Source organism: Streptomyces sp. NPDC079167 (genome assembly GCF_040686735.1).
Classification (GTDB): Bacteria; Actinomycetota; Actinomycetes; order Streptomycetales; family Streptomycetaceae; genus Streptomyces.
In genome coordinates this window covers 281,131-305,442 of the sequence record NZ_JBFBLO010000008.1, presented here as the reverse complement: position 1 = coordinate 305,442, position 24,312 = coordinate 281,131, and the positions used below count along the sequence as shown (strand labels likewise).

The 24,312-nt window shown below is 72.1% G+C and carries 21 protein-coding genes and 1 riboswitch; of the genes, 14 read left to right on the top strand and 7 right to left on the bottom strand.

The genetic code is table 11. The features are described 5' to 3' along the window. Window positions 1-219 precede the first annotated feature (219 nt). Complete coding sequence (locus AB0P41_RS19420; RefSeq protein WP_356711907.1) at window positions 220-1,818, bottom strand: ABC-F family ATP-binding cassette domain-containing protein; 1,599 nt, start codon at window positions 1,816-1,818, stop codon at window positions 220-222. Window positions 1,819-2,083: 265 nt separating this feature from the next. Here AB0P41_RS19420 and AB0P41_RS19415 point away from each other — a divergent pair, with 265 nt between their 5' ends. Further along, window positions 2,084-2,494: a VOC family protein gene (locus AB0P41_RS19415; protein WP_356711909.1), complete on the top strand. Its 411-nt coding sequence runs from the start codon at window positions 2,084-2,086 to the stop codon at window positions 2,492-2,494. A gap of 43 nt (window positions 2,495-2,537) precedes the next feature. On the opposite strand, the gene AB0P41_RS19410 is transcribed toward AB0P41_RS19415, so the two are convergent. From AB0P41_RS19410 to AB0P41_RS19400, 3 genes are all read right to left on the bottom strand, one after another. Then, the gene (locus tag AB0P41_RS19410; RefSeq protein ID WP_365933175.1) at window positions 2,538-3,836 is read right to left on the bottom strand and encodes a hypothetical protein; all 1,299 of its coding nucleotides are present in this window, start codon (window positions 3,834-3,836) and stop codon (window positions 2,538-2,540) included. 185 nt (window positions 3,837-4,021) lie between these two features. Beyond that, window positions 4,022-5,161: an alpha/beta fold hydrolase gene (locus AB0P41_RS19405; RefSeq protein WP_365933108.1), complete on the bottom strand. Its 1,140-nt coding sequence runs from the start codon at window positions 5,159-5,161 to the stop codon at window positions 4,022-4,024. A gap of 67 nt (window positions 5,162-5,228) precedes the next feature. Beyond that, window positions 5,229-5,888, bottom strand: a complete 660-nt coding sequence (locus tag AB0P41_RS19400) for a class II aldolase/adducin family protein (protein WP_356711913.1) — start codon at window positions 5,886-5,888, stop codon at window positions 5,229-5,231. A gap of 247 nt (window positions 5,889-6,135) precedes the next feature. Between AB0P41_RS19400 and AB0P41_RS19395 the strand changes: the two genes are divergently transcribed. From AB0P41_RS19395 to AB0P41_RS19365, 7 genes are all read left to right on the top strand, one after another. After that, complete coding sequence (locus AB0P41_RS19395) at window positions 6,136-7,386, top strand: inorganic phosphate transporter (protein WP_365933105.1); 1,251 nt, start codon at window positions 6,136-6,138, stop codon at window positions 7,384-7,386. A gap of 12 nt (window positions 7,387-7,398) precedes the next feature. Further along, window positions 7,399-7,623 (top strand): hypothetical protein, encoded by a 225-nt coding sequence (locus AB0P41_RS19390; protein ID WP_356711917.1) that lies wholly within the window; start codon window positions 7,399-7,401, stop codon window positions 7,621-7,623. Between the two features lie 143 nt (window positions 7,624-7,766). Further along, a riboswitch (cobalamin riboswitch) is annotated at window positions 7,767-7,957 on the top strand. 107 nt (window positions 7,958-8,064) lie between these two features. Further along, window positions 8,065-9,009, top strand: coding sequence for a cobalamin biosynthesis protein (locus tag AB0P41_RS19385; RefSeq protein WP_365933103.1), 945 nt, complete (start codon window positions 8,065-8,067; stop codon window positions 9,007-9,009). Then, window positions 9,006-10,556, top strand: a complete 1,551-nt coding sequence (locus AB0P41_RS19380; protein ID WP_365933101.1) for a cobyric acid synthase — start codon at window positions 9,006-9,008, stop codon at window positions 10,554-10,556. The genes AB0P41_RS19385 and AB0P41_RS19380 overlap by 4 nt, the downstream gene beginning before the upstream one ends. Continuing rightward, entirely contained in the window at window positions 10,553-12,574 is a 2,022-nt protein-coding gene (locus AB0P41_RS19375; protein ID WP_365933100.1) for a putative cobaltochelatase, read from the top strand. The genes AB0P41_RS19380 and AB0P41_RS19375 overlap by 4 nt, the downstream gene beginning before the upstream one ends. Next, the gene (gene cobO, locus AB0P41_RS19370; RefSeq protein ID WP_267076435.1) at window positions 12,574-13,173 is read left to right on the top strand and encodes a cob(I)yrinic acid a,c-diamide adenosyltransferase; all 600 of its coding nucleotides are present in this window, start codon (window positions 12,574-12,576) and stop codon (window positions 13,171-13,173) included. The genes AB0P41_RS19375 and cobO overlap by 1 nt, the downstream gene beginning before the upstream one ends. Then, window positions 13,167-14,513 (top strand): cobyrinate a,c-diamide synthase, encoded by a 1,347-nt coding sequence (locus tag AB0P41_RS19365; protein ID WP_365933098.1) that lies wholly within the window; start codon window positions 13,167-13,169, stop codon window positions 14,511-14,513. Before cobO ends, AB0P41_RS19365 begins: the two co-directional genes overlap by 7 nt. 74 nt (window positions 14,514-14,587) lie before the next feature. On the opposite strand, the gene AB0P41_RS19360 is transcribed toward AB0P41_RS19365, so the two are convergent. Further along, entirely contained in the window at window positions 14,588-15,310 is a 723-nt protein-coding gene (locus AB0P41_RS19360; protein WP_356711928.1) for a ZIP family metal transporter, read from the bottom strand. Between the two features lie 91 nt (window positions 15,311-15,401). Here AB0P41_RS19360 and cobC point away from each other — a divergent pair, with 91 nt between their 5' ends. Beyond that, entirely contained in the window at window positions 15,402-16,913 is a 1,512-nt protein-coding gene (gene cobC / locus AB0P41_RS19355; RefSeq protein WP_365933096.1) for an Rv2231c family pyridoxal phosphate-dependent protein CobC, read from the top strand. Window positions 16,914-16,998: 85 nt separating this feature from the next. Here the strand turns inward: cobC and AB0P41_RS19350 are convergent, their stop codons facing one another. Next, window positions 16,999-18,024, bottom strand: a complete 1,026-nt coding sequence (locus tag AB0P41_RS19350) for an SCO1860 family LAETG-anchored protein (RefSeq protein ID WP_365933095.1) — start codon at window positions 18,022-18,024, stop codon at window positions 16,999-17,001. Window positions 18,025-18,343: 319 nt separating this feature from the next. Beyond that, the gene (locus AB0P41_RS19345; protein ID WP_356711934.1) at window positions 18,344-19,444 is read right to left on the bottom strand and encodes an amidohydrolase family protein; all 1,101 of its coding nucleotides are present in this window, start codon (window positions 19,442-19,444) and stop codon (window positions 18,344-18,346) included. 102 nt (window positions 19,445-19,546) lie between these two features. Here AB0P41_RS19345 and AB0P41_RS19340 point away from each other — a divergent pair, with 102 nt between their 5' ends. From AB0P41_RS19340 to thpD, 5 genes are all read left to right on the top strand, one after another. Continuing rightward, on the top strand, window positions 19,547-20,653 hold the full coding sequence (locus tag AB0P41_RS19340) for an aminotransferase class V-fold PLP-dependent enzyme (RefSeq protein ID WP_365933093.1): 1,107 nt from the start codon (window positions 19,547-19,549) through the stop codon (window positions 20,651-20,653). A 337-nt stretch (window positions 20,654-20,990) separates the two neighbouring features. Continuing rightward, the gene (gene ectA, locus AB0P41_RS19335) at window positions 20,991-21,515 is read left to right on the top strand and encodes a diaminobutyrate acetyltransferase (protein ID WP_356711938.1); all 525 of its coding nucleotides are present in this window, start codon (window positions 20,991-20,993) and stop codon (window positions 21,513-21,515) included. A 97-nt stretch (window positions 21,516-21,612) separates the two neighbouring features. Continuing rightward, on the top strand, window positions 21,613-22,875 hold the full coding sequence (gene ectB / locus AB0P41_RS19330; RefSeq protein WP_356711940.1) for a diaminobutyrate--2-oxoglutarate transaminase: 1,263 nt from the start codon (window positions 21,613-21,615) through the stop codon (window positions 22,873-22,875). A 63-nt stretch (window positions 22,876-22,938) separates the two neighbouring features. Beyond that, window positions 22,939-23,337 carry an ectoine synthase gene (locus AB0P41_RS19325; protein WP_099176037.1) on the top strand — a complete coding sequence of 133 codons (399 nt, stop codon included), beginning with the start codon at window positions 22,939-22,941 and terminating at the stop codon, window positions 23,335-23,337. A 2-nt stretch (window positions 23,338-23,339) separates the two neighbouring features. Continuing rightward, complete coding sequence (gene thpD, locus AB0P41_RS19320) at window positions 23,340-24,233, top strand: ectoine hydroxylase (protein WP_356711942.1); 894 nt, start codon at window positions 23,340-23,342, stop codon at window positions 24,231-24,233. Window positions 24,234-24,312 lie beyond the last annotated feature (79 nt).

Sequence of the window (24,312 nt, the reverse complement as noted above, 5' to 3'; positions counted from 1 at the left end):
AGGCTTCCGGGGCCCTGAGGAGCGGCACCCGGGAAAAATGACCAGGTCAGGGCCGTACGGGGTGGAGTGGCCGGAAATGAGTGCGCCCGGCAGCTATCTGCCGGGCGCCGCGCCGGGGTACGAGACCCCCTCACCCAGATGATGGATCACCGATGGGCCGAATGATCCAGACGCATGGGATCACCGGGTCCCGCACCGGATCCAGGAGCCCCGGGCGGGTCAGGCGAGGGCCACCAGGTCCCGGTAGTCCGAACCCCAGAGGTCCTCGACCCCGTCGGGCAGCAGGATGATCCGCTCCGGCTGGAGCGCCTCGACGGCGCCCTCGTCGTGGGTGACGAGGACGACGGCACCCTTGTAGGTGCGCAGGGCCCCGAGGATCTCCTCGCGGCTGGCCGGGTCGAGGTTGTTCGTCGGCTCGTCGAGCAGCAGCACGTTGGCGGAGGAGACGACGAGCGTCGCCAGGGCGAGCCGGGTCTTCTCACCGCCGGAGAGCACTCCGGCGGGCTTGTCCACGTCGTCACCGGAGAAGAGGAAGGAGCCGAGCGTCTTGCGGACCTCGACGAGGTCGAGGTCGGGCGCCGCGGAGCGCATGTTCTCCAGGACGGTGCGCTCCGGGTCCAGGGTCTCGTGCTCCTGGGCGTAGTAGCCGAGTTTGAGGCCGTGACCCTCGATGATCTGACCGGTGTCGGGCTTCTCGGCACCGCCGAGAAGCCGCAGCAGCGTGGTCTTGCCCGCGCCGTTGAGCCCGAGGATGACGACGCGTGAGCCCTTGTCGATGGCGAGGTCCACGTCGGTGAAGATCTCCAGCGACCCGTAGGACTTGGAGAGGCCCTCGGCCATCAGCGGGGTCTTGCCGCAGGGCGACGGCTCGGGGAAGCGCAGCTTGGCCACCTTGTCGGAGACGCGCACGGCCTCCAGCCCCGAGAGCAGGCGCTCGGCCCGCTTGGCCATGTTCTGCGCCGCGACGGTCTTGGTCGCCTTGGCGCGCATCTTGTCGGCCTGCGAGTTGAGGGACGCGGCCTTCTTCTCGGCGTTCTGGCGCTCACGCTTGCGGCGCTTCTCGTCGGCCTCGCGCTGCTGCTGGTAGAGCTTCCAGCCCATGTTGTAGATGTCGATCTGCGCGCGGTTGGCGTCGAGGTAGAACACCTTGTTGACCACGGTCTCGACGAGCTCGACATCGTGGGAGATCACGATGAAGCCGCCGCGGTAGGTCTTGAGGTAGTCGCGCAGCCAGACGATCGAGTCCGCGTCGAGGTGGTTGGTGGGCTCGTCGAGCAGCAGGGTGTCGGCGTCCGAGAAGAGGATGCGGGCGAGCTCGACACGGCGGCGCTGACCACCGGAGAGGGTGTGCAGGGGCTGTCCGAGCACCCGGTCGGGCAGGCTCAGCGCGGCGGCGATGGTGGCGGCCTCGGCCTCGGCGGCGTACCCGCCCTTGGTGAGGAACTCCGTCTCCAGGCGCTCGTACCGCTTCATGGCCTTCTCGCGGGTGGCGCCCTTGCCGTTCGCCATCCGCTCCTCGTTCTCCCGCATCTTGCGCAGGATCTCGTCGAGCCCGCGGGCGGAGAGGATGCGGTCGCGGGCCAGGACGTCGAGGTCACCGGTGCGCGGGTCCTGCGGGAGGTAGCCGACCTCACCGCTGTTGGTGATGGTGCCGCCGGCCGGTGTCCCCTCCCCCGCGAGGCACTTGGTGAGGGTCGTCTTGCCGGCGCCGTTGCGGCCGACCAGGCCGATGCGGTCGCCCTTGGCGATACGGAAGGAGGCGGACTCGATGAGGATGCGGGCGCCGGCGCGCAGCTCGATGCCGGAAGCGGTGATCACGGAAAAACTCCAGGGCGGTATGGACGGCGGAGGGACAGCGGGCTCACGACTCGACGCCGTCTAATGCACAAGGAGAATTGCCATGGGACTCAGTCTACTGGCGGTGTCCACCTGCTTTACCGCATGCTCCGGCTGCTCTGCCGCACGCCCCCACCCCGTCACCGCGGCGCGTACGAGGCCTGCGACACCTTCGGCTGACGTTGTCGGTGGCCGGTGCGAGACTGAGACGGAGATCACATCGAATTGGCTGGAGAGGGTGAGCGTGATGGCGGGCACGGACGGTGTTCCCACGATCTTCCCGACACTTCTGTACGACGACGCGAAGGCCGCGATCGGAGTGCTGACCCAGGCCCTGGGGTTCACCGAGGAAGCGGTGTACGAGGGCGAGGACGGCAGCGTGCTCCATGCCGAGCTGTCCTGCGGCAACGGCCGGGTGATGCTCGGCTCCAAGGGGGGCGGGGGTGTCTTCGCCAGGGCCATGGCCGGCGCCGGACCCGCCGGGGTGTACGTGGTGGTGGAGGACGTGGACGCCCACCACGCGCGGGCCGTGGAGCACGGCGTGGAGATCCTGATGCCGCCCACCGACCAGGACTACGGCTCACGCGACTACATGGCGCGGGACGCGGAGGGCAACGTGTGGAGCTTCGGGACGTACGCCCCGGGGGCCTCGGGCTGAGTCCCCCGGGGGCCCGCCGTCGCCGCGGCGACGGCGCGCGCGGTCAGGCACCGCCCGTGTGCACCTGGAAGGCGGCGCGGCGTACGGCTTTGGCGAGCGCCGGGTCCGGGTGGGCGGCGGCCAGGGCGACCAGTACCTGGACGGTCCGCGGATGCCCCACGGCGCGCACCTCGTCCAGGAGCGCGGGGACCGTGCCCTGGACAGCGGAGTCGAGATGGCGGACCAGCAGCCCGGTCTCGCCGTGGTCGGCCACGGCCGCGGCCGTGTCGACCCAGAGCCAGGTCGCCTCCTCACGGCTGAGGACGTCCTGGGCGTCGTCCGGGTCGGTGCCCTCGTACTCGGCCAGCCAGAGCAGTGCGTACGGGCGCAGCGGCGCTTCCGTGACGACGGAGCGGACGACGGGCTCGGCGGGGGCGCCGACGACGCGCAGCGCCTCGAAGGCGAGGCCGCGCAGCAGGGCGTCCTCGCCGCGGGCGACGGCCAGCAGTTCGGCGACGGCGCTGCCGACGGGCCGGGCGGCGAGCCAGGCCCGGTATTCGGCGCGGGCCGGGCCGGGGGTGAGCCGCGCGCAGCCGAGCAGCATGTCGGCCGCGGACTGCTCGATGTTGCCGGCCGGGCTCTGTGCGGCGACACAGATCTGTTCGAGCTTGACCCAGACCGCCCAGTTGCCCAGCGGAGTGAGGGTGGCGTGGCCGGCGCCGAGCGTGAGGGCGCCGACGGAGGCGAGGCCCTCGAGCGCCCAGTCGAGCAGCAGCGCGTTGAGGTCGGCGGACCGGCCGCCCGCGGCCACGGGCTGTTCCCTCGGCCCGTACGGCACCTCGCACCGCTCCTCGTGGAGCTCCGCGACGCGCTGGCCCAGCAGGTCGAGGAGCGCGGGCACGGTGACGGCGCCCGCCGAGAGCTGGAGCAGGGAGAGGACCTGGGGCACCGCCTCGACGGCTTCCGCCACAGCGGTCGCCTCGATGCCGTCGGGTGAGGCGTGGACCAGCGACCAGGCGTCGAAGAGCGCCACCCAGCCCCGGAGCACGGCGGAGTCGTCGCGGTCCCAGGCCCTCAGCCGCCAGCCGGGGCGGGCGGTGTCGCCGTGCAGCTCGATCAGCCCGGCCAGCCTGGCCCGGTCCCAGCCGGCCCGGACCTGCGCCGGGGACAGCTCCAGTGCGGCGGCGGCCCGCTCCAGAGCCTGGGCGGCGAGCGGGGCGGAGCCCGTGCCCGTACCGTCCGCGGCCCAGTGGGCGATCCGTACGGCGTCGGCCAGTACGGCCCTGGCCTGGCGTGCCAGTTCCGCCGGGGGTGGTGTGCCCTCGGGTGGGCGGGGGGCCGGCCTGGTGCGCCGGGTCGTCACGGCCTTGCGGGCGGTCGCCTGGGGTCGCGGGCGGACAAGTCGCAGCCTGGAGTCGCGCGGGGTACGGGACGTCACGAGGAGCAGTCTTGCCTCTGACGGCCCGAAAGCCCAAACGGAAGCCGTGTCAACGGGGTTCGGAGGGCTCCGGGACCGGGGTGCCAACCGGGCGGTTCCGGCGCATCAGCTCACATCAGGGGCGTGAGGAAGCGCCGGAGCGCCTCTTCGTAACCGGCCGGGTCGGCATTCCACATCGCCGCATGCGGAGCCAGGGGTACGGAGTGCAGGGACACCAGGTCCTGGCGGCGTTCGGCGAGCTCCCTGGACTGCTGCCAGGGGGCCAGGGTGTCGTCGGGGCCGTGGACGATCATCGTGGGGACGTGCAGGGCCGTCGGCACCGAGGTGGCCAGGAGCGGGGCCCCGTGCAGTCCGGTCTGGCCCTGGGCGGCCCGGACGGCGAGCGGCAGCAGCGCGGAGGGGACGCCCCGGGCCGAGGCGAGGGCGCGCAGGGTGGTCTTCCAGTCCAGGACCGGGGAGTCGAGGACGAGGCCGCTGATGCGGTCACGGAGGGCGGAGTTGACGGCCGCGTGCAGGGCCATCGAGGCGCCGGAGGACCAGCCGTACAGGATGACGTTCTCGGCCCCGTAGCGCACCGCGTAGCGGATGGCCGCGTCGAGGTCGCGCCATTCGGACTCACCGAGGTGGGAGAGCCCGTCCGGGGAACGGGGGGCGCCCTCGTCGCCGCGGTAGGCCAGGTCGAGCACCGGGAGCTGCTGGTCGTTGAGGAACCCCATCACGTTCATGGGGTGGTCCCTGGTGGTGCCCAGGCCGTGCACCGTGATCACCCAGGTGTCCCGGGCTGCGGGTACGAACCAGGCGGGCAGGGGACCCAGTTCGCCGGGGATTTCGACCTCCTTGTAGGCGAGGCCGAGGGCGGCGAGCGGGTCGCCGCGGTGGAGCTCCGGGGTGAGACGGACCCGGGCACCCGGCTTCAGGCTGCCGAGGGTCACGCGCTCCAGCCGGCGGACCACGGTGTCGGGAGAGATGACGGAACGGCCCGGCACCTGCTCGATCACCGGGCCGGTCACCGCGTGGACGCCCCGGCCGGCCAGTCCGTACGTACCGGGGCGCAGCGCGGGAAAGGAGCGGGTCAGAGTGATCTGCCCGGCCGCGGTGGCGTGCACGGTGAGACGGCGGTCGGCCGGGAAGGGCCGTGGCGAGGGCGCCCCGAGGGCGGCGTCGCTGGCGTAGCGGCCGGCGGCGACCGCTGCCGCGCCGACGCCGAGGATCGAGGTGGCGGCCACTGCCGCCGCTGTTGCCGGGCGCACGGCTCCAGTGTCCTGGGCCGGGGCGCCGTTGGCCAGTGGGCGGGGCCCGTACGGTGCGGCGCCGGGCTCAGCCGCGCTGGCCGTAGCCCTTCAGGGCGTCCTGGACGTCGTCCAGCTGGGCCGGGGTGAGGAGGCTCGGGGTGTGGCCGGGCACGGAGCTCGCGGTGAGCCAGAGCCTGCACATCCATTCGAGCTGCGCGGTGCGGTCGTATGCCTCGTCGAGGGTGCGCCCGTAGGTGACGGTGCCGTGGTTCCGCAGCAGGCAGCCGGTGCGGTCGCGCAGGGCGGCCAGCATGTTGTGGGCGAGCTCCGGCGTGCCGTAGCGCGCGTAGGCGGCGGTGCGGACGGGACCGCCGAGCAGGGCGGCGGCGTAGTGGATGAGCGGCACCTCGGGGACGAGGGTGGAGACGGCCGTGGCGTGCACGGCGTGGGTGTGGACGACCGCCGCGGCGTCGCTGCCTCGGTAGACGGCCAGGTGGAGCGGGAGTTCGCTGGTCGGGACCAGGTCGCCGATGACCTGGCGTCCTTCGAGGTCGACGCCGACGGCGTCCCCGGGGCCGAGCCGGTCGTAGGGCACCCCGCTGGGGGTGACCAGGACGATGTCGCCGACCCGGGCCGACACGTTGCCGGAGGTTCCGACGACCAGGCCGTCCGCCGCCGTCCTCCGGGCCGTCGCGACGACACCGGCCCACGCCTGTTCCACAGCACGCTCATCCATGTCACCCATACGGGGATCCTAGGGTCACGTGACCGATGTCTCCCCGAAGGGGTGAATCGGCCACGGTCAAGATCCCCCGCGGCGGGTGGCACCGGGCCCCGCACCGAACGGCGGCGGTCCGGCCCACCCACCGTGCACACAAGCGGAACCTGTGCACGCGGTTGGGGTCACCGTGCCGCCCTGCCCAGTTCATCTTCCGTTCACCCTGGTTGCTTACGTTCCACGTGCCAATGACGTCGAACGATTGCCTGGGTAAATGGAACACATCACGCTGCTGCTTGCGATTGTGATCGTGACAGCTCTCGTGTTCGATTTCACGAACGGTTTCCACGACACCGCCAACGCGATGGCCACCACCATCTCGACCGGCGCTCTCAAGCCCAAGACAGCGGTGGCGATGTCCGCCGTTCTCAACCTCGTCGGCGCGTTCCTGTCGGTGGAGGTCGCCAAGACGATCTCCGGCGGGATCATCAACGAGAACGGCCTCAGAACCGAGGTCATCTTCGCGGCGCTCGTCGGCGCGATCCTGTGGAATCTGCTGACCTGGCTGGTCGGCCTGCCCTCCAGTTCCTCCCACGCACTCTTCGGCGGCCTCATCGGCGCCGCGGTCATGTCGGCCGGCTGGTCCTCGATCGACGGCGGCACCGTCGTCACGAAGGTCCTGCTGCCCGCGATCGCCGCCCCGGTCGTGGCCGGTATCGCCGCGCTGCTGGCGACGAAGCTGACGTACCGCCTCAACCGGAAGATCACCGACGAGGCGCAGCTGAAGTCGACCGCCAAGGGGTACCGCGCCGGGCAGATCGCCTCGGCCGGGCTCGTCTCGCTCGCCCACGGCACCAACGACGCGCAGAAGACGATGGGCATCATCACCCTGGCCCTGGTCACCGGTGGCGTCCTCTCCCCCGGCTCCAACCCGCCGGTCTGGGTCATCGCCTCCGCGGGTATCGCCATCGCGTTGGGCACCTACCTCGGCGGCTGGCGCATCATCCGCACCATGGGCAGCGGCCTCACCGACCTGCGTCCGCCGCAGGGCTTCGCGGCCCAGACCAGTGCGGCCACGGTCATCCTGGCCTCCTCCCACCTCGGCTTCTCCCTCTCCACCACGCAGTCCTGCTCCGGCGCCGTCATGGGCGCGGGTCTCGGCCGCAAGGGGGGCGTGGTCCGCTGGTCCACCGCCACCCGGATGTTCGTGGCCTGGGGCCTGACCTTGCCGGCCGCCGGTCTGATGGGCGCGGGCGCCGAGTTCCTGACCAAGCAGGGCCCCTGGGGCGTCGGCGTGGTCGCCGTCCTCCTCGTCGCGGGCTCCGGCGCCATCTGGCTGCTGTCGCGCCGCAAGCCGGTCGACCACACCAACGTGAACGCGGAGGCCGAGCCCGCGGGCGTCGTCACCACCGCCATCTCCGCGGTCAGCCCGCCCCCCGCCGGTACCGTCGTACCGGAGCTCAAGACCACCATCTCGGCCCCGGCCACGTCGGCCGGAACCCCGGCCGACCCGGCCACGGTGTAAGGACGGATCCGCATGAACATCGACTGGGCAGCTCTCGCGTCCGTCTTCGGCGTCAGCCTCGTGGTCACCGTCGCGCTGGTCGGCCTCTTCACGCTCGGCATCACGGGCATGGCCAGGCAGACCCCGACCGCACAGGGCGGCGGCGGTGCCAACGGCCTGGTGCGCACCGGTGCGTACGCCTGCTTCGGGCTGTGCGCGGCGGCCGTCGCGTACGGGATCTATCTGATCGTCGCCTGACCGCCCCGCGCGGACACCGACCCGGGCCGGACACACCACGTGTGTCCGGCCCGGTGTGCGTCTGAGCACATAGAAGCCTCGCAGGTCAGCGGCAGGTTGACGGGCGTTCGCGGGTCATGGTGGACTGCCGGAGCCATTTAGGCCGACCGGCACACATGTGACGGCCGGTCTTACGGCGACAGGAGAGGAAGCCGGTGCGAATCCGGCGCGGTCCCGCCACTGTCACCGGGGAGCAGCCTCCATACGGAAGTCACGGCCCGTCACCACGGGCTGGAAGGCCGGAGGAACTGCGGATCCGGAAGCCAGGAGACTCTCGTCGCCGGTCACGTCGAACCAGGGCGCGGACCCTGAGTGAGGACATACGCCATGTCTGGCTGCCCTGTGCCGGTCGCTGCACCACCTGCCACGAAGGTCCTCCGAGGCGCGACGGCCGGCTGAGCGGTGCGAGCCGACCGCATCTTCGCGTACGGAGCCGCCGCCGGTCTGATCGGCGACCTGCTGTTCGGTGATCCCCGGCGCGGCCACCCCGTCGCCGCCTTCGGGCGTGCGGCTGCGGGCGCCGAGCGCCGCCTGTGGCGCGACCACCGGGGCTGGGGCGCGCTGCACACGCTCGTCTGCGCCGGGGGTGCCGCGGGCGCCGCCGCGCTGGCCGCGCGTGGCGTCCGGAACCGTCCCGTCGCCGCCGTGGCGCTGACCGCCGCCGCCACCTGGTCCGTCGTCGGCGGCACCTCGCTGGGCCGTGAGGCCCGCGCCATCGGCGGGGCGCTGGCCGCCGGGGACATCGAGCTTGCCCGGGAGCGGCTCCCGCATCTGTGCGGCCGCGACCCGCAGTCGCTGGACGGGCAGCAGATCGCCCGCGCCGTGGTGGAGTCCGTCGCCGAGAACACCTCCGACGCCGTCGTGGGGGCCCTGGTGTGGGGTGCTCTCGGCGGAGTGCCGGGGCTGGTGGCCTTCCGGGCCGTCAACACTCTCGACGCCATGGTCGGGCACAAGTCGCCCCGCTACCGGCGCTACGGCTGGGCGTCCGCCCGGCTCGACGATGTCGCCGGCTGGCCCGGCGCCCGGCTCACCGCCGTGCTCGCGGTGACCGCCGGGGGGCGCCCGCGCGAGGCGGTCAGTGCCTGGCGGGCGGACGCGGGCCGGCATCCCAGCCCCAACGCGGGCCCGGTGGAGGCCTCGTTCGCGGGTGCGCTCGGCGTACGGCTCGGCGGCACCCTCGCGTACGGCGGGCGGGTCGAGCACCGGCCGGTGCTCAACGGCGGGGCCGGAAGGGACGTGCGGGTCACGGACATCGAACGCGCGGTGCGGCTGTCGCGCCGGGTGAGTGTGCTGGCCCTCGTCGTGTGCGCGGCGGGGCGGTCGGCCATGGGACGGAGAGTCGGATGAGCGGCGGGCTGCTGGTCGCGGGGACCACTTCGGACGCGGGCAAGAGCGTCGTCACGGCGGGAATCTGCCGGTGGCTGGTGCGCCGGGGGGTGAAGGTCGCGCCGTTCAAGGCGCAGAACATGTCGCTGAACTCGTTCGTCACCCGGGAGGGGGCGGAGATCGGCCGCGCCCAGGCGATGCAGGCGCAGGCCGCCCGGGTGGAGCCGTCGGCGCTGATGAACCCGGTGCTGCTCAAGCCCGGCGGCGACCGGTCGAGCCAGGTCGTCCTGATGGGCAGGCCGGTCGGCGAGATGAGCGCCCACGGCTATCACGGCGGCCGCCAGGAAGCGCTGCTGGGGACGGTCGTGGACTGTCTGGAGCAGCTGCGGGGCGCGTACGACGCCGTGATCTGCGAGGGGGCGGGCAGTCCGGCCGAGATCAATCTGCGGCGCACGGACATCGTGAACATGGGCATCGCCCGGGCCGCGCGCTTTCCCGTGCTGGTGGTCGGTGACATCGACCGGGGCGGCGTGTTCGCCTCGTTCTTCGGCACGACGGCGCTGCTGAGCCCCGAGGACCAGTCGCTGGTCGCGGGGTATCTCGTCAACAAGTTCCGCGGTGACGTGTCACTGCTGGAGCCCGGTCTCGACATGCTGCTCGGGCTCACGGGGCGGCCGACGTACGGAGTGCTGCCCTACGCCCACGGTCTGGGTATCGACGAGGAGGACGGCCTGCGCGTGTCGATGCGCGGCACCGTGCGGGAGTCCGTCGTGGCGCCGCCGCACGGCGAGGACGTGCTGCGGGTCGCGGTGTGCGCGGTGCCGCTGATGTCGAACTTCACCGATGTGGACGCGCTGGCGGCCGAGCCGGGTGTGGTGGTGCGGTTCGTGGACCGGGCGGAGGAGCTCGTCGACGCGGACCTCGTGATCGTGCCCGGGACGCGGGGCACCGTGAAGGCACTGGCGTGGCTGCGCGAGCGGGGGCTGGCCGACGCGCTGGTCCGGCGTGCCGCGGAAGGCCGCCCGGTGCTGGGGATCTGCGGAGGGTTCCAGGTCCTGGGCGAGCGCATCGAGGACGACGTGGAGTCGCGGGCCGGTCTCGTCGAGGGGCTCGGTCTGCTGCCCGTACGCGTCCGGTTCGGCCGGGAGAAGGTCCTGGGACGGCCCGTCGGGTCGGCGCTCGGGGAGCCGGTGGAGGGTTACGAGATCCATCACGGGGTCGCCGGGGTGAGCGGCGGCGAGCCGTTCCTCGACGGGTGCCGGGTGGGTTCGGTCTGGGGGACGCACTGGCACGGGTCGCTGGAGAGCGACGCGTTCCGGCGGGCGTTCCTGGGCGAGGTCGCGCGGGCTGCGGGGCGGCGGTTCACCGCGGCGCCGGACACGAGCTTCGGGGCGTTGCGGGAGGAACAGCTGGACCGGCTGGGAGATCTGATCGAGGAACACGCGGACACGGACGCGCTGTGGCGGCTGATCGAGACCGGCGCGCCGAAGGGGCTGCCGTTCATCCCGCCGGGCGCGCCGCCCGCGCCCGGACATGACGTTGTGGTTGCGACAGAGGAGGCCCTGTGAGTACGCCGTATCCCTTCACCGCCATCGTCGGACAGGACGACCTGCGGCTGGGTCTCCTGCTCAACGCGGTCAGTCCCGCCGTCGGCGGGGTCCTGGTCCGCGGCGAGAAGGGCACCGCCAAGTCCACCGCCGTACGCGCGCTCGCCGCGCTGATGCCCGAGGTCGACGTCGTGGCGGGGTGCCGCTTCTCGTGCGACCCGGGAGCCCCCGATCCGGCGTGTCCCGACGGCCCGCACGAGACGGGTACGGGCGTGTCGCGTCCGGCGCGGACCGTGGAGCTCCCGGTCGGCGCGTCGGAGGACCGGCTGGTCGGCGCCCTCGACATCGAACGGGCCCTCTCGGAGGGGGTGAAGGCCTTCGAGCCGGGACTCCTCGCCGACGCCCATCGCGGGATCCTCTACGTCGACGAGGTCAATCTCCTCCATGACCATCTGGTGGACCTGCTGCTCGACGCGGCGGCCATGGGCGCTTCGTACGTCGAGCGCGAAGGTGTCTCCGTCCGTCACGCGGCGCGCTTCCTGCTGGTCGGGACGATGAACCCGGAGGAGGGCGAGCTCAGGCCGCAGCTGCTGGACCGCTTCGGGCTGACCGTCGAGGTGGCGGCCTCGCGCGACACGGACCTGCGCGTCGAGGTCGTACGGCGCAGGCTCGCCTACGACGACGACCCGGCCGGCTTCGCGGCCCGGTGGGCCGACGAGGAGTCCGCGTTGCGTGAGCGGATCGTCGCCGCGCGCGCCCTGCTTCCCCACGTGGTGCTCGGCGACGCCGTGCTGCGGCAGATCGCGGCGACGTGCGCGGCGTTCGAGGTCGACGGCATGCGTGCCGACATCGTCATGGCGCGCACCGCGACGGCGCTGGCCGCGTGGGCGGGCCGTGAGGAGGTCGTCGAGGACGACGTACGGCAGGCCGCGCTCCTGGCGCTCCCCCACCGGCGCCGGCGCAACCCGTTCGACGCGCCCGGGCTGGACGAGGACAAGCTGGACGAGGCCCTCCAGGACGCGGCGGACGGCGACGGCGGGGGCGACGACGACCCGGACCCGGACGGGCCCGGCGGCGGTGTGCCCCCGCAGGGCGGCGGCCCCGACGACGGCGGTACGGACCCGGACGGGCCGGGTGACGACACGCCCGGCCGCGACGAGGCGGGCAGCGGCGACGCGCCCGCGCCGGGCGGCGGCGCCGGGGAACAGCAGCCGGTGCGGGCCGGCGAGCCGTTCCGTACGAAGATGCTCAGCGTGCCCGGGCTCGGCGAGGGCGCGGCCGGGCGGCGGTCGAGGGCGCGTACGGAGCACGGCAGGACCACCGGTTCGCGGCGGCCCGAGGGCGCGTTGACGAAGCTGCACCTGGCGGCGACCGTACAGGCGGCGGCGCCGCACCAGCGGGCGCGCGGGCGTTCGGGACGGGGTCTCGTCGTGCGGCGCGACGATCTGCGGCAGGCCACGCGGGAGGGGCGCGAGGGCAATCTCGTGCTGTTCGTCGTGGACGCCTCCGGGTCGATGGCGGCCCGGCAGCGGATGGCCGCCGTGAAGGGGGCGGTGATGTCGCTGTTGCTGGACGCCTATCAGCGCCGCGACAAGGTCGGCCTGGTCACCTTCCGGGGCAAGGACGCCGAGGTGGCGCTGCCGCCCACGTCGTCGGTGGACGCCGCCGCCGCGCGGCTGGAGACGCTGCCCACGGGTGGGCGCACCCCGCTGGCCGCCGGACTGCTCAGGGCGCACGACGTGCTGCGGGTGGAGCGGCTGCGTGATCCTTCGCGCCGGCCGCTGCTCGTGGTCGTGACGGACGGCCGGGCGACCGGGGGCGTCGACCCGGTGGCGCTGGCGGCGCGGGCCGGGCGGCTGCACGCCTCCGAGGGCACCGCGTCGGTCGTCGTGGACTGCGAGTCGGGGATCGTACGCCTCGGGCTCGCCGCACAGCTCGCACGGGATCTGGGGGGCAGCGCGGTCACGCTCGACGAGCTGCGCGCCGACTCGATCGCCGGGATGGTCAAGGACATCACTGCTACGGGAAGGGCCGCTTGATGCCACAGGGACAGCCGGTTTCGGTACCGGACGACGGACTGACGACACGTCAGCGGCGTAACCGCCCGCTGCTGTTCGTCCACACGGGCATCGGCAAGGGCAAGTCGACGGCGGCCTTCGGGCTGGCGCTGCGCGCCTGGAACCAGGGCTGGCCGATCGGGGTGTTCCAGTTCGTGAAGTCGGCGAAGTGGAAGGTCGGCGAGGAGAACGCGCTGAAGGTGCTGGGCGCGAGCGGCGAGGGCGGCACCGTCGACTGGCACAAGATGGGCGAGGGGTGGTCGTGGGTCCAGCGCGACAACCAGCTGGACAACGAGGAGAAGGCCCGCGAGGGCTGGGAGCAGGTCAAGCGTGACCTGGCCGCCGAGACGTACAAGCTGTACGTGCTCGACGAGTTCGCCTACCCGATGCACTGGGGCTGGATCGACACCGACGAGGTCGTCGAGGTGATGCGGGACCGTCCGGGCACGCAGCACGTGGTGATCACGGGCCGGAACGCGCCGCAGAAGCTGATCGAGGCCGCCGACCTGGTGACCGACATGTCGAAGGTCAAGCACCCGATGGACGCCGGCCAGAAGGGCCAGAGAGGCATCGAGTGGTGAGTGTTCCCCGACTGGTCGTCGCCGCACCGGCGTCCGGCAGCGGCAAGACCACCGTCGCCACGGGCCTGATGGCCGCCTTCGCGGGGCTCGGCCTCGCGGTCTCCCCGCACAAGGTGGGGCCCGACTACATAGACCCGGGGTACCACGCGCTGGCCACCGGCCGCCCGGGGCGCAACCTCGACGCGTACATGTGCGGGCCCGGTCTGATCGCCCCGCTGTTCACGCACGGGGCGAGCGGCTGCGACCTGGCCGTCGTCGAAGGGGTGATGGGGCTGTACGACGGAGCCTCGGGGCAGGGCGAGCTGGCCTCGACGGCCCAGGTGTCCAAGCTGCTGCGGGCTCCCGTCGTGCTGGTCGTCGACGCGTCCTCGCAGTCACGGTCGGTCGCGGCCCTCGTGCACGGTTTCGCCTCCTGGGACCCGGAGGTGCGGATCGGCGGCGTCATCCTGAACAAGGTGGCCTCGGACCGCCATGAGGCGCTGCTCCTGGAGGCGCTCGACGAGTCCGGGCTGCCGGTGCTCGGGGTGCTGCGGCGGGCACCGCAGGTGGCGACCCCGTCACGCCATCTGGGTCTGGTCCCGGTGGCCGAGCGACAGGCCGACGCCCTCGACGCCGTACGGGCGATGGGTGAACGCGTACGTGCGGGCTGCGACCTGGACGCGCTGATGGCGCTGGCGCGTTCGGCGCCCGCCCTGCCCGACGAGGCGTGGGAGCCGCAGGCCCACCCCCAGGAGGGGGCCCGGCCGGTGGTGGCCGTGGCGGGCGGCGCGGCGTTCACCTTCGCCTACGCGGAGCACGCCGAGCTGCTGACGGCGGCGGGCGCGGAGGTGGCCGTCTTCGACCCGCTGCACGACGAGAAGCTGCCCACGGGCACGGCGGGTCTGGTCATCGGCGGCGGCTTCCCCGAGGTGTACGGGCCGGAGCTGTCCGCGAACGAGCCGCTGCGCCGGGCGGTCACGGATCTGGCGCTCTCCGGTGCTCCCGTGGCGGCGGAGTGCGCGGGGCTGCTCTATCTGGCGCGTGAGCTGGACGGGCGGCCGATGTGCGGGGTGCTGGACGCCTCGGCCCGGATGTCCGAGCGGCTGACGCTCGGCTACCGGCAGGCGGTGGCGGTGTCCGACAGCGTGCTGGCCGTGGCCGGGACCCGGCTGCGCGGGCACGAGTTCCACCGGACGGTGCTGGAGCCCGGGGCGGGCGCGACGCCCGCCTGGGGTCTGCATCAGCCGGAGCGCCGGGTGGAGGGCTTCGTGCAGCAGGGTGTGCACGCGAGTTATCTGCACACGCACTGGGCGGCGGAGCCCGGGGTGGCCCGGCGTTTCGTGGAGCGGTGCCGGGGGTGACGCCGCTCCGCCCGCGCGGGCCGGTGCCGGGGGTTGCGCCGCTCCGCCGCCGTGGGCCGGTGCCGGGGGCGGTGTCACTCCGCGACGCCGACCACCAGCCAGATGAAACCCACTCCCGCGACCGTGCACAGCAGCGTGGAGCGGGCCGGGTGGTCGTGGTGCGCCTCGGGGAGGATCTCGGCAGCGGCGAGGTAGAGGAGCGCCCCTCCGAAGAAGCCGAGATAACAGCCGAGCAGTTCCTCCGGAAGGGTGAACAGCAGGGTCGTCGCAGCGCCGACGATCGGGGCCAGCGCGTCCGCGAAGAGCATCAGCAGCGCCTTGCGTCGGGCGTTCCCGTACAGGCTGGTGAGCGTGTACGTGTTGAAGCCGTCGGCGAAGTCGTGGGTGATGACGGCGAGCGCGACGGCGGCCCCCATGCCGCCGCCGATCTGGAAGGCGGCGCCGAGCGCGACGCCGTCCATCAGGCTGTGGCCCACCATCGCTGCGGCCGCCGTCAGCCCGACCTGGGGCACCCGTTCCTCGCTCGCCCCGTGTGCCGCCTGGCGTACGGCCAGCGAACGCTCCACGAGATGGGCCGTCAGGAAGCCGCCCACGAACAGCAGCAGGGCGGCGGGTACGCCGAACACCACGCCGCCCGCGGCCTCCACGGCCTCGGGCAGCAGGTCGAGACCGACGACGCCCAGCATCAGTCCGCCGGCGAAGCCGAGCACGAGGTGGCGGCGGTCGCTGACGCGCTGCGCGACCCAGCCGCCCGCCAGGGTCATCAGGAACGCGCCGAGCGCGACGAATACCGCCATGGGCCCTTGCTAGCGGATTGACCCCGCTTCCCGCACCTCAGGCCGCCCTTACCCGTGTCGCCCAGCCCTGCCCCCGGAAGGACCCTCTGTCATGACCCGAGCCGCGCTCGTCGTCGGTGTCGGCGCGCGTCGCGACGTCCAGGCCGAGGAGGTGCTCGGGCTGATCCGGCGGACGCTCAGAGAGGCCGGACTCGCGGCCGGTGACGTGGTCGAGCTTGCGACCCTGGACACCAGGGCGGACGACCCGGGGATCGCCGGCGCGGCGGAGCGCCTGGGGGTGCCGGTGCGGTCGTACACGGCCGGAGCCCTGGCGGAGGTTTCCGTGCCCAACCCTTCGGAGGCGCCCCGTAGGGCGGTGGCCACCGGATCGGTCGCGGAGGCCGCGGCGCTCGCGGACGCCGGTGAACTGCTGGTGCCCAAGCGGAAGTCGGCATCGGCGACGTGTGCGGTGGCCCGCCGGAGGCCATCGGCGGACACCTCGGCATCGACGAATGGCTCCGAGCCGTTCACCATTGCTGCCATGCTGCCCCCCACTGAGCACATCGAGAGCGCCGGGCCCGATCTGCGGCACCACGGCGACGCCGAAGTACGCGGCCTGGATCTGACCGACCTGGCCGTCAACGTACGGACCCACACGCCACCGGACTGGCTGCGGCAGCGGATAGCCGCGTCGCTGGTGTCGCTGGCCGCCTACCCGGACGGGCGGCCGGCACGGGCGGCGGTCGCGGGGCGGCACGGGCTGCCCGAGGAGAGGGTCCTGCTCACGGCGGGCGCGGCCGAGGCGTTCGTGCTGATCGCCAGGGCGCTGCCCGCCCGGCGGCCGGTCGTCGTGCATCCGCAGTTCACCGAACCCGAGGCGGCCCTGCGCGCGGCGGGGCACGAGGTCGTGCGGGTGCTGCTGCGCCCGGAGGACGGCTTCCGGCTGGATCCGGCGGCGGTGCCGGAGGACGCGGACCTGGTGGTCGTCGGCAACCCGACCAACCCGACGTCCGTGCTTCATCCCGCGGGGGTGCTGGAGCGGCTGGCGCGCCCCGGGCGGACCCTCGTGGTCGACGAGGCGTTCATGGACGCCGTACCGGGTGAGCGCGAGGCGCTGTGCGGGCGTACCGACGTCCCGGGGCTGGTGGTGCTGCGGAGCCTGACGAAGACCTGGGGGCTGGCGGGGCTGCGGATCGGTTATGTGCTGGCCGAACCGGCGACGATCGCCCTGCTGCAGGAGGCGCAGCCTCTGTGGCCGGTGTCCTCCCCCGCGCTGGCGGCGGCCGAGGCGTGCATGGAGCCGCGCGCCCTGGTCGAGGCGGCGGACGCGGCGGACCGGATCGCGGTGGACCGGGCGCATCTGCTGGCCGGGCTCGCGGAGTTCAGCGAGGTGCGGGTGGTGGAGCCGGCCGCCGGGCCGTTCGTGCTGCTGCGGCTGAAGCGGGCGGGCGAGGTACGGGAGCTGCTGCGCTCACGCGGATTCGCGGCGCGGCGCGGGGACACGTTTCCCGGGCTGGGCGGTGAGTATCTGCGGCTCGCCGTACGTGACCGTGTGACGACCAACAGGTTTCTGCAGGCGCTCGATCTGGCGCTGCAGGGGCTGCCCCGGAGAGCCGTCGGCTGACGGTTCTCCGGCTGAGCGAGAGCGGTGCTCCGGGCGAGCGAGAGCGGTGCTCCGATGTGCGGGCACCGCTCCCGCCGGAGGGTGATCAGCCTCGGGCGCGCTTACGGGCGAGGACCGTGGCGCCCGCTCCGACCGCCAGCAGGACGGCGGCTCCACCCGCGATGTACGGGGTCGAGGAGCTGGATCCGGTCTCGGCGAGGTCGCCGGAGCCCGCAGCGGCCTCGACCGGGTCGGATCCTGTCTGGGGCTTCACGTCGACGGGCTCTTCCTTGCCACCGGTGCCGCCGCTGTCGCCGCCCGTCGATCCGCCGTTGCCGGAGGAGCCCCCGGTCTCCGAGCCGCCGTTCCCGGAACCGCCGTTGTCGGAGCCTCCGTTGTCCGAACCGCCGCCCTCGGGCGTCTCGCACGTCGCCTCGGCCAGCGTGATCTCGCCCTCCACCTCGGCGACGTTCAGCTTCAACGGGTTCACGGAGACCCTCAGTCGCAGCGCCGTCGCGGCCGCCGTCCGCTCGGTCGTGACGGTCTCCGACAGGTCGAGCGTCACATCGCCGACGCCGGGCACCTCGACCTTCGTCGTGCCTGCCGACGTGAGCGTGGTCTTCTTGCCGAGCACCGTCACGTGCCCCAGCACGTTCGACTCCGCGACGGGCTTGTGGCCCACCTCGCACACGGCCTTGGACGTGACCTTCTGGATCTCGATCAGCGAGAGCGCCCGCAGCCCCGGCACGTGCACCCGAGCCCTGGCGAGGTTGCTGTACCCCTCCGCCTTGTGCGCGTCCACCGTGGCATTCGCCGTGGCGACGTCGGCCTTCAGCATGGAGAAGGGACGGCCCTTGTCGACGCCGTCGAGCTCGACGGTGAGCGCGGTCTTCTCCGCGCTCGCCGGCGCGTGGACCTCGTTGAGCGAGGTCTTGAGCGGCACCTGGACCGACTTGTTGAGGAGCGAGACGTCGAGTCCGGCGCGGAGCACGACCGCGCTCGCCTTTCCGTGGCCTCCGTCCGGAGTGGCCGGGGCCGTCGCGGTGGCTGCGTGCGCGGGGACGGCGACGAGCAGTGCGACGGGAGCTGCGGCGATCGCCAGGGCAGCCGAACGGAAGGTGTTGCTGTTCAAGATGGTGGAACCCCCACAAGAGACATGGAGCCACCGGAGCCGTCCAATGGGGGACATCGCGGGCACCGGTGGCCTCGACTCCGTGAATCTTTACGCACAGAGGGTGAACTGGCGGATACCTGGCGTCAGTTCACTCCAAAGAGGGGTTTCCGCTTGCACATTCGAATCCAACGGCACAGGAGTTCCTCGGAATCACCCGTTTCACGCCTCCTGGACGTACTCGACGGACAGCCCGGGCGGCACACCGAGAGGGTTCAACGAGAGCCGGGGCCCGGGGTCACCGCCGGTCAACGCGGCGTCCTCCGGGGCCGGCGGGCGGTCAGCCCATCACCCGTCCGTTGAGCACGACCGCGCGCGGGGACGCCAGCACCCGTACGTCCGCCCTGGGGTCCTCGTCGTACATCACCAGATCCGCCGGGGCCCCCTCCTCCAGCACCGGCCGGCCGAGCCACCGCCGCGCGCCCCAGGCCGTGGCGGAGAGCGCGTCGAGGGGCGGAATGCCGGCCTTCACCAGTTCGGCCACCTCGTCAGCGATCAGGCCGTGGGCGAGCGAGCCGCCCGCGTCCGTGCCGGTGAAGACCGGGATTCCCGCGTCGTACGCCGCTCGCACGGTGTCGTACCGGTCGGCGTGCAGCCGCCGCATGTGGGCGGACCAGCGGGGGAATCGGGCCTCTCCCCCTGCCGCGAGATCCGGGAAGGTGGCGATGTTGACCAGGGTCGGGACGATCGCCACGCCGCGCTCCGCGAAGAGCGGAATGGTGTCCTCGGTCAGCCCCGTCGCGTGCTCGATGCAGTCGATCCCGGCCTCCACCAGATCCCGCAGCGCGTCCTCGGCGAAGCAGTGCGCGGTGACCCGGGCGCCGAGCCGGTGCGCCTCGGCGATCGCGGCCTCGACCTCGCCACGCGGCCAGCAGGCGGCCAGGTCACCGGCGTCCCGGTCGATCCAGTCACCCACGAGCTTCACCCAGCCGTCACCCCGCCGCGCCTCCCGGGCGACGTAGGCGACGAGGTCGCCGGGCTCGATCTCATGGGCGAAGTTGCGGATGTAACGACGCGTCCTGGCGATGTGCCGCCCCGCCCTGATGATCTTCGGCAGGTCCTCGCGGTCGTCCACCCACCGGGTGTCGGAGGGCGATCCGGCGTCGCGGATGAGCAGCGTGCCGGCCTCCCGGTCGGTGAGGGCCTGCTTCTCGCTGGTCGCCGCGTCGACGGGCCCCTGGTGCCCGAGCCCCACATGGCAGTGCGCGTCGACGAGGCCGGGCAGCACCCATCCGGTGAGGGTCACGGCGTCGTCGGCGCCCGGCGGCCTCTCGTAGGTGATCCGCCCGTCGACCGCCCAGAGCCCGTCCCTCACCTCGTCGGGTCCGACGAGCACCTGCCCCTTGATCCGCAGCACCCGCGCCACCTCGTGATCACTCATGCACAGCACTGTACGAGGCCGTCCGGCGAGGAAGCAGAGGGCGGTCAGTACCCTCGTCCCAGGCGCTGAGCGCGCACCGGACGACCCGAAGAGAGCAGCACCGTGACACACCCGTTCCTCGACCTCGCCCCGCTCACCCCCGCGCGTTTCGCAGCGATCGAGCGGCGGGTGGCCGCCCTCCTCGGCACCGAGCAGGACGTCGTCATCATGCAGGGCGAGGCGCTGCTGCCCCTGGAAGGCTGCATCCGGGGCGGCGCCCGGCCCGGCTCGACCGCGCTGAACATCGTCACGGGTCCGTACGGCCGGACCTTCGGCGACTGGCTGCGCGACTGCGGCGCCGAGGTCGTCGATCTGCCGGTGCCGTTCCACACGGCGGTCACGGCCGGACAGGTCGAGCAGGCGCTGGCCGAGCACCCCGCCATCGACTTCGTGTCGCTCGTGCACGCGGAGGCGGCGACCGGCAACACCAACCCGGTCGCGGAGATCGGCGAGGTCGTGCGGGCGCACGGCGCACTGTTCATGGTGGACGCCGTCGCGTCGGTGGGCGCGGAGCCTCTGCTCGTGGACGACTGGGGCGTGGACCTGTGCGTCATCGGCGCGCAGAAGGCCATGGGCGGCCCGGCTGGGGTGTCCGCGGTGTCGGTGAGCGCGCGGGCATGGGAGCGGATGGCCGCCAACCCGCAGGCCCCGCGGCAGTCGTACCTCTCGCTGCTCGACTGGAAGGCCCGCTGGATCGACGGGGGCCGGAAGGCGCTGCCGCACGCGCCCGCCCAGCTGGAGATGCTGGCGCTCGACGCGTGTCTGGAGCGGATCGAGGCGGACGGCCCGGACACGGTCATGGCGCGGCACGCCTCGGCCGCCGCGGCGACCCGGGCGGGTGCGACTGCGCTCGGCGGCGGGCTGGAGCCGTACGTCCACGATGCCCGTGACGCGGCCCCGGTCGCCACGACACTGCGGGTGCCGGCGGACCTCGACGCGGCGGCGCTGGTCGGCCGTGCGCTCGCGGCCGACTCCTCGCTGCCGCTGATCGCCGGCGGCGGGTCTCTGTCCAAGGAGATGATCCGGGTCAATCACTACGGTGTGCACGCGACGCGGGACGCGGTGCTGTCCTCGCTGGCCGCCCTGGGCGCCGCACTCGAGGAGGCGGGCCGGAAGACCGATACCGATGCTTCCCGCCGAGCCGTCACGGAAACCTGGCAGAACAACTGAATTAATTGAAGCCCGCAACGTCGGCAATTCAACCGACGCGAAAGGGGAGCTGCTTTATCGGGAGCAGCTCCCCGCATTCTTCTTCCCCCGTTTTTCGAGGCTAAACGCCACAGTTTTCACCCGATCGGCCTACGCAATGCGAACGGATCTCAGGAGAGTTACAACGTTGTGACCGACTCCACATCGCGTCCGTTATGGCCGGTAAATTCCGGACAACACTAGCGAAATCGCCCCTGGGTCAGGCCGGGCCCGCGCCCGCGTGATAGCACAACGGGCCCGTTGACCCAACCCCCTGGGGCGATGCAATTTTGATTTTTGCTGGGTAAATTCAATTCGCATGACCGCCGCACCAGCAGATTTTGCAAGTGCCCGAAGCGAATTCCTCAGAATCGACACCCCGCGAGTGGAGGACGGAGCCGCGATCTGGCGCATAGCCCGCGACTCCGAGGTACTGGACCTCAACTCCTCGTACAGCTACCTGCTGTGGTGCCGTGACTTCGCGGCGACCTCCGTGGTCGCCCGCGACGAGAACGGCGACCCGATCGCCTTCGTGACCGGATACATCCGCCCCGACCGCCCCGAGACGCTCGTCGTCTGGCAGGTGGCCGTCGACCAGGCCCACCGGGGCAAGGGACTGGCGGCCACGCTGCTGGACGCACTGACCTCCCGTGTCGCCTCCGACCAGGGCCTGTCCTCGGTAGAGACCACGGTCACCCCGGACAACACCGCCTCCGACCGGCTGTTCACCTCCTTCGCGCAGCGGCACGACGTGCCGCTGGAGCGCGAGGTGCTCTTCGAGGGGGCGCTGTTCCCCGAGGGGACGCACCTGCCGGAGGTCCTCTACCGCATCGGTCCGTTCTAGGGCCTCTCAGCGCCCCACCGCGCCCCGCCCGGGCGCGGCTTTCCCGGGCATGCCTGACCCGCCGCCCGTCACACCCCCCTCGAGCAGGAGATCCGCTGTGACCATCACCCCGCCCGCCCTGAGTGTCTTCGAGACCCTGGAGTCGGAAGTACGCAGCTACTGCCGCGGTTGGCCCGCAGTCTTCGACCGCGCGCAGGGCGCCCGCCTCACCGACGAGGACGGACACTCGTACCTCGACTTCTTCGCCGGTGCCGGTTCACTGAACTACGGCCACAACAACCCGGTGCTGAAACGCGCGCTGATCGACTACATCGAGCGTGACGGCATCACCCACGGTCTGGACATGGCCACGACGGCCAAACGGGCGTTCCTCGAGACCTTCGAGAACGTGATCCTGCGCCCGCGCGACCTGCCCTACAAGGTGATGTTCCCCGGCCCGACCGGCACCAACGCCGTCGAGGCGGCGCTGAAGCTCGCCCGCAAGGTCAAGGGCCGCGAGTCCGTCGTCTCGTTCACCAACGCCTTCCACGGCATGTCGCTCGGCTCGCTCGCCGTGACCGGCAACGCCTTCAAGCGCGCCGGAGCCGGCATCCCGCTGGTGCACGGCACCCCGATGCCGTTCGACAACTACTTCGACGGCACCGTGCCCGACTTCATCTGGTTCGAGCGGCTCCTGGAGGACCAGGGATCCGGGCTGAACAAGCCCGCCGCGGTGATCGTGGAGACCGTGCAGGGTGAGGGCGGCATCAATGTCGCCCGCGCCGAGTGGCTCCGCGCCCTGCAGGAGCTCTGCCACCGCCAGGACATGCTCCTGATCGTCGACGACATCCAGATGGGCTGCGGCCGGACCGGCGGCTTCTTCTCCTTCGAGGAGGCCGGCATCGTCCCGGACATCGTCACGCTGTCGAAGTCCATCAGCGGCTACGGCATGCCCATGTCGCTCTGCCTCTTCAAGGGCGAGCTGGACATCTGGGAGCCGGGCGAGCACAACGGCACGTTCCGGGGCAACAACCCGGCCTTCGTCACCGCCGCCGCCACGCTCGACGCCTACTGGGCCGACGGCCAGATGGAGAAGCAGACCCTGGCCCGCGGCGAGCAGGTCGAGCAGACCATGCTGGCCATCTGCGGCGAGGAGCCGACCGCGCAGTTCCGTGGCCGCGGCCTGGTCTGGGGCCTGGAGTTCAGCGACCCCGAGCGTGCCTCCGCCGTCTGCGCGCGCGCCTTCGAGCTGGGCCTGCTGCTGGAGACCTCCGGCCCGCAGTCCGAGGTCGTGAAGCTGCTGCCGCCGCTGACCATCACCCCCGAAGAGCTGGACGAGGGCCTGCGCACGCTGGCCCGGTCCGTCCGCGAGACCGCCTGAGCGGGGCACGCACCCCGCGCAGGCACCACAGAGCAGGACAGAAGAGAAAGGCACCATCCCACCGTGATCGTCCGATCTTTCAGTGACATCGAGAACACCGACCGGCACATCAAGTCCGCTTCAGGTACCTGGGAGAGCAAGCGCATCGTGCTCGCCAAGGAGAAGGTGGGCTTCTCGCTCCACGAGACCGTGCTGTACGCGGGCACGGAGACGTCGATGTGGTACGCGAACCACATCGAGGCCGTTCTGTGCACCGAGGGCGAGGCCGAGCTCACCAACGACGAGACCGGCGAGAAGCACTGGATCTCCCCCGGAACGATGTACCTGCTGAACGGGCACGAGCACCACACCCTGCGGCCGAAGACCGACTTCCGCTGCGTGTGCGTCTTCAATCCCCCCGTCACCGGACGGGAGGACCATGACGAGAACGGTGTATACCCGCTGCTGACAGAGGAGGGCTGACCATGACCACCGATGTACGCGCCGACCTGTACCCCTCGCGCGGCGCCGCCGAGATGACCACTCCCCGCCAGGACCCGGTCATCTGGTCCGCGCCGGGCGCGCCGGGACCGATCGCCGCGAAGGACCTCCAGTCCTTCGAGCACGACGGCTTCCTCGCCATCGACCAGCTCATCTCGCCCGACGAGGTGGCCGGCTACCACGCGGAGCTGGACCGGCTGATCGCCGATCCGCGGGTCCGCGCCGACGAACGCTCGATCATCGAGCCGAAGACGCAGAGCGTGCGGTCCGTCTTCGAGGTCCACAAGCTCAGCGAGGTCTTCGCGAACCTGGTCCGCGACGAGCGCGTGGTGGGCCGGGCCCGCCAGATCCTGGGCTCCGACGTGTACGTCCACCAGTCGAGGATCAACGTCAAGCCGGGCTTCGGCGCCTCGGGCTTCTACTGGCACTCGGACTTCGAGACCTGGCACGCCGAGGACGGTCTGCCGAACATGCGGACCGTGTCGGTCTCGATCGCGCTGACCGAGAACTACGACACCAACGGCGGGCTGATGATCATGCCCGGCTCGCACAAGTCGTTCGTAGGCTGCGCGGGCGAGACGCCGAAGGACAACTACAAGAAGTCCCTGCAGATGCAGGACGCCGGCATCCCGTCCGACGAAGTGCTGACCAAGATGGCCGACCGCCACGGCATCAAGCTCTTCACCGGCAAGGCCGGCTCGGCGACCTGGTTCGACTGCAACGCGATGCACGGGTCGGGCGACAACATCACCCCGTACGCGCGCAGCAACGTCTTCATCGTCTTCAACAGCGTGGACAACACGGCGCAGGAGCCCTTCGCGGCTCCGATCCGCCGGCCCGAGTTCATCGGGGCGCGTGACTTCACGCCGGTGAAGTAGGGGCGTACGACGGTCAGGTGGGGCGGGACGCATCGCGCGTCCCGCCCCTCCGGCGTGCAGGTCGCCGGGCCCCGCCGGT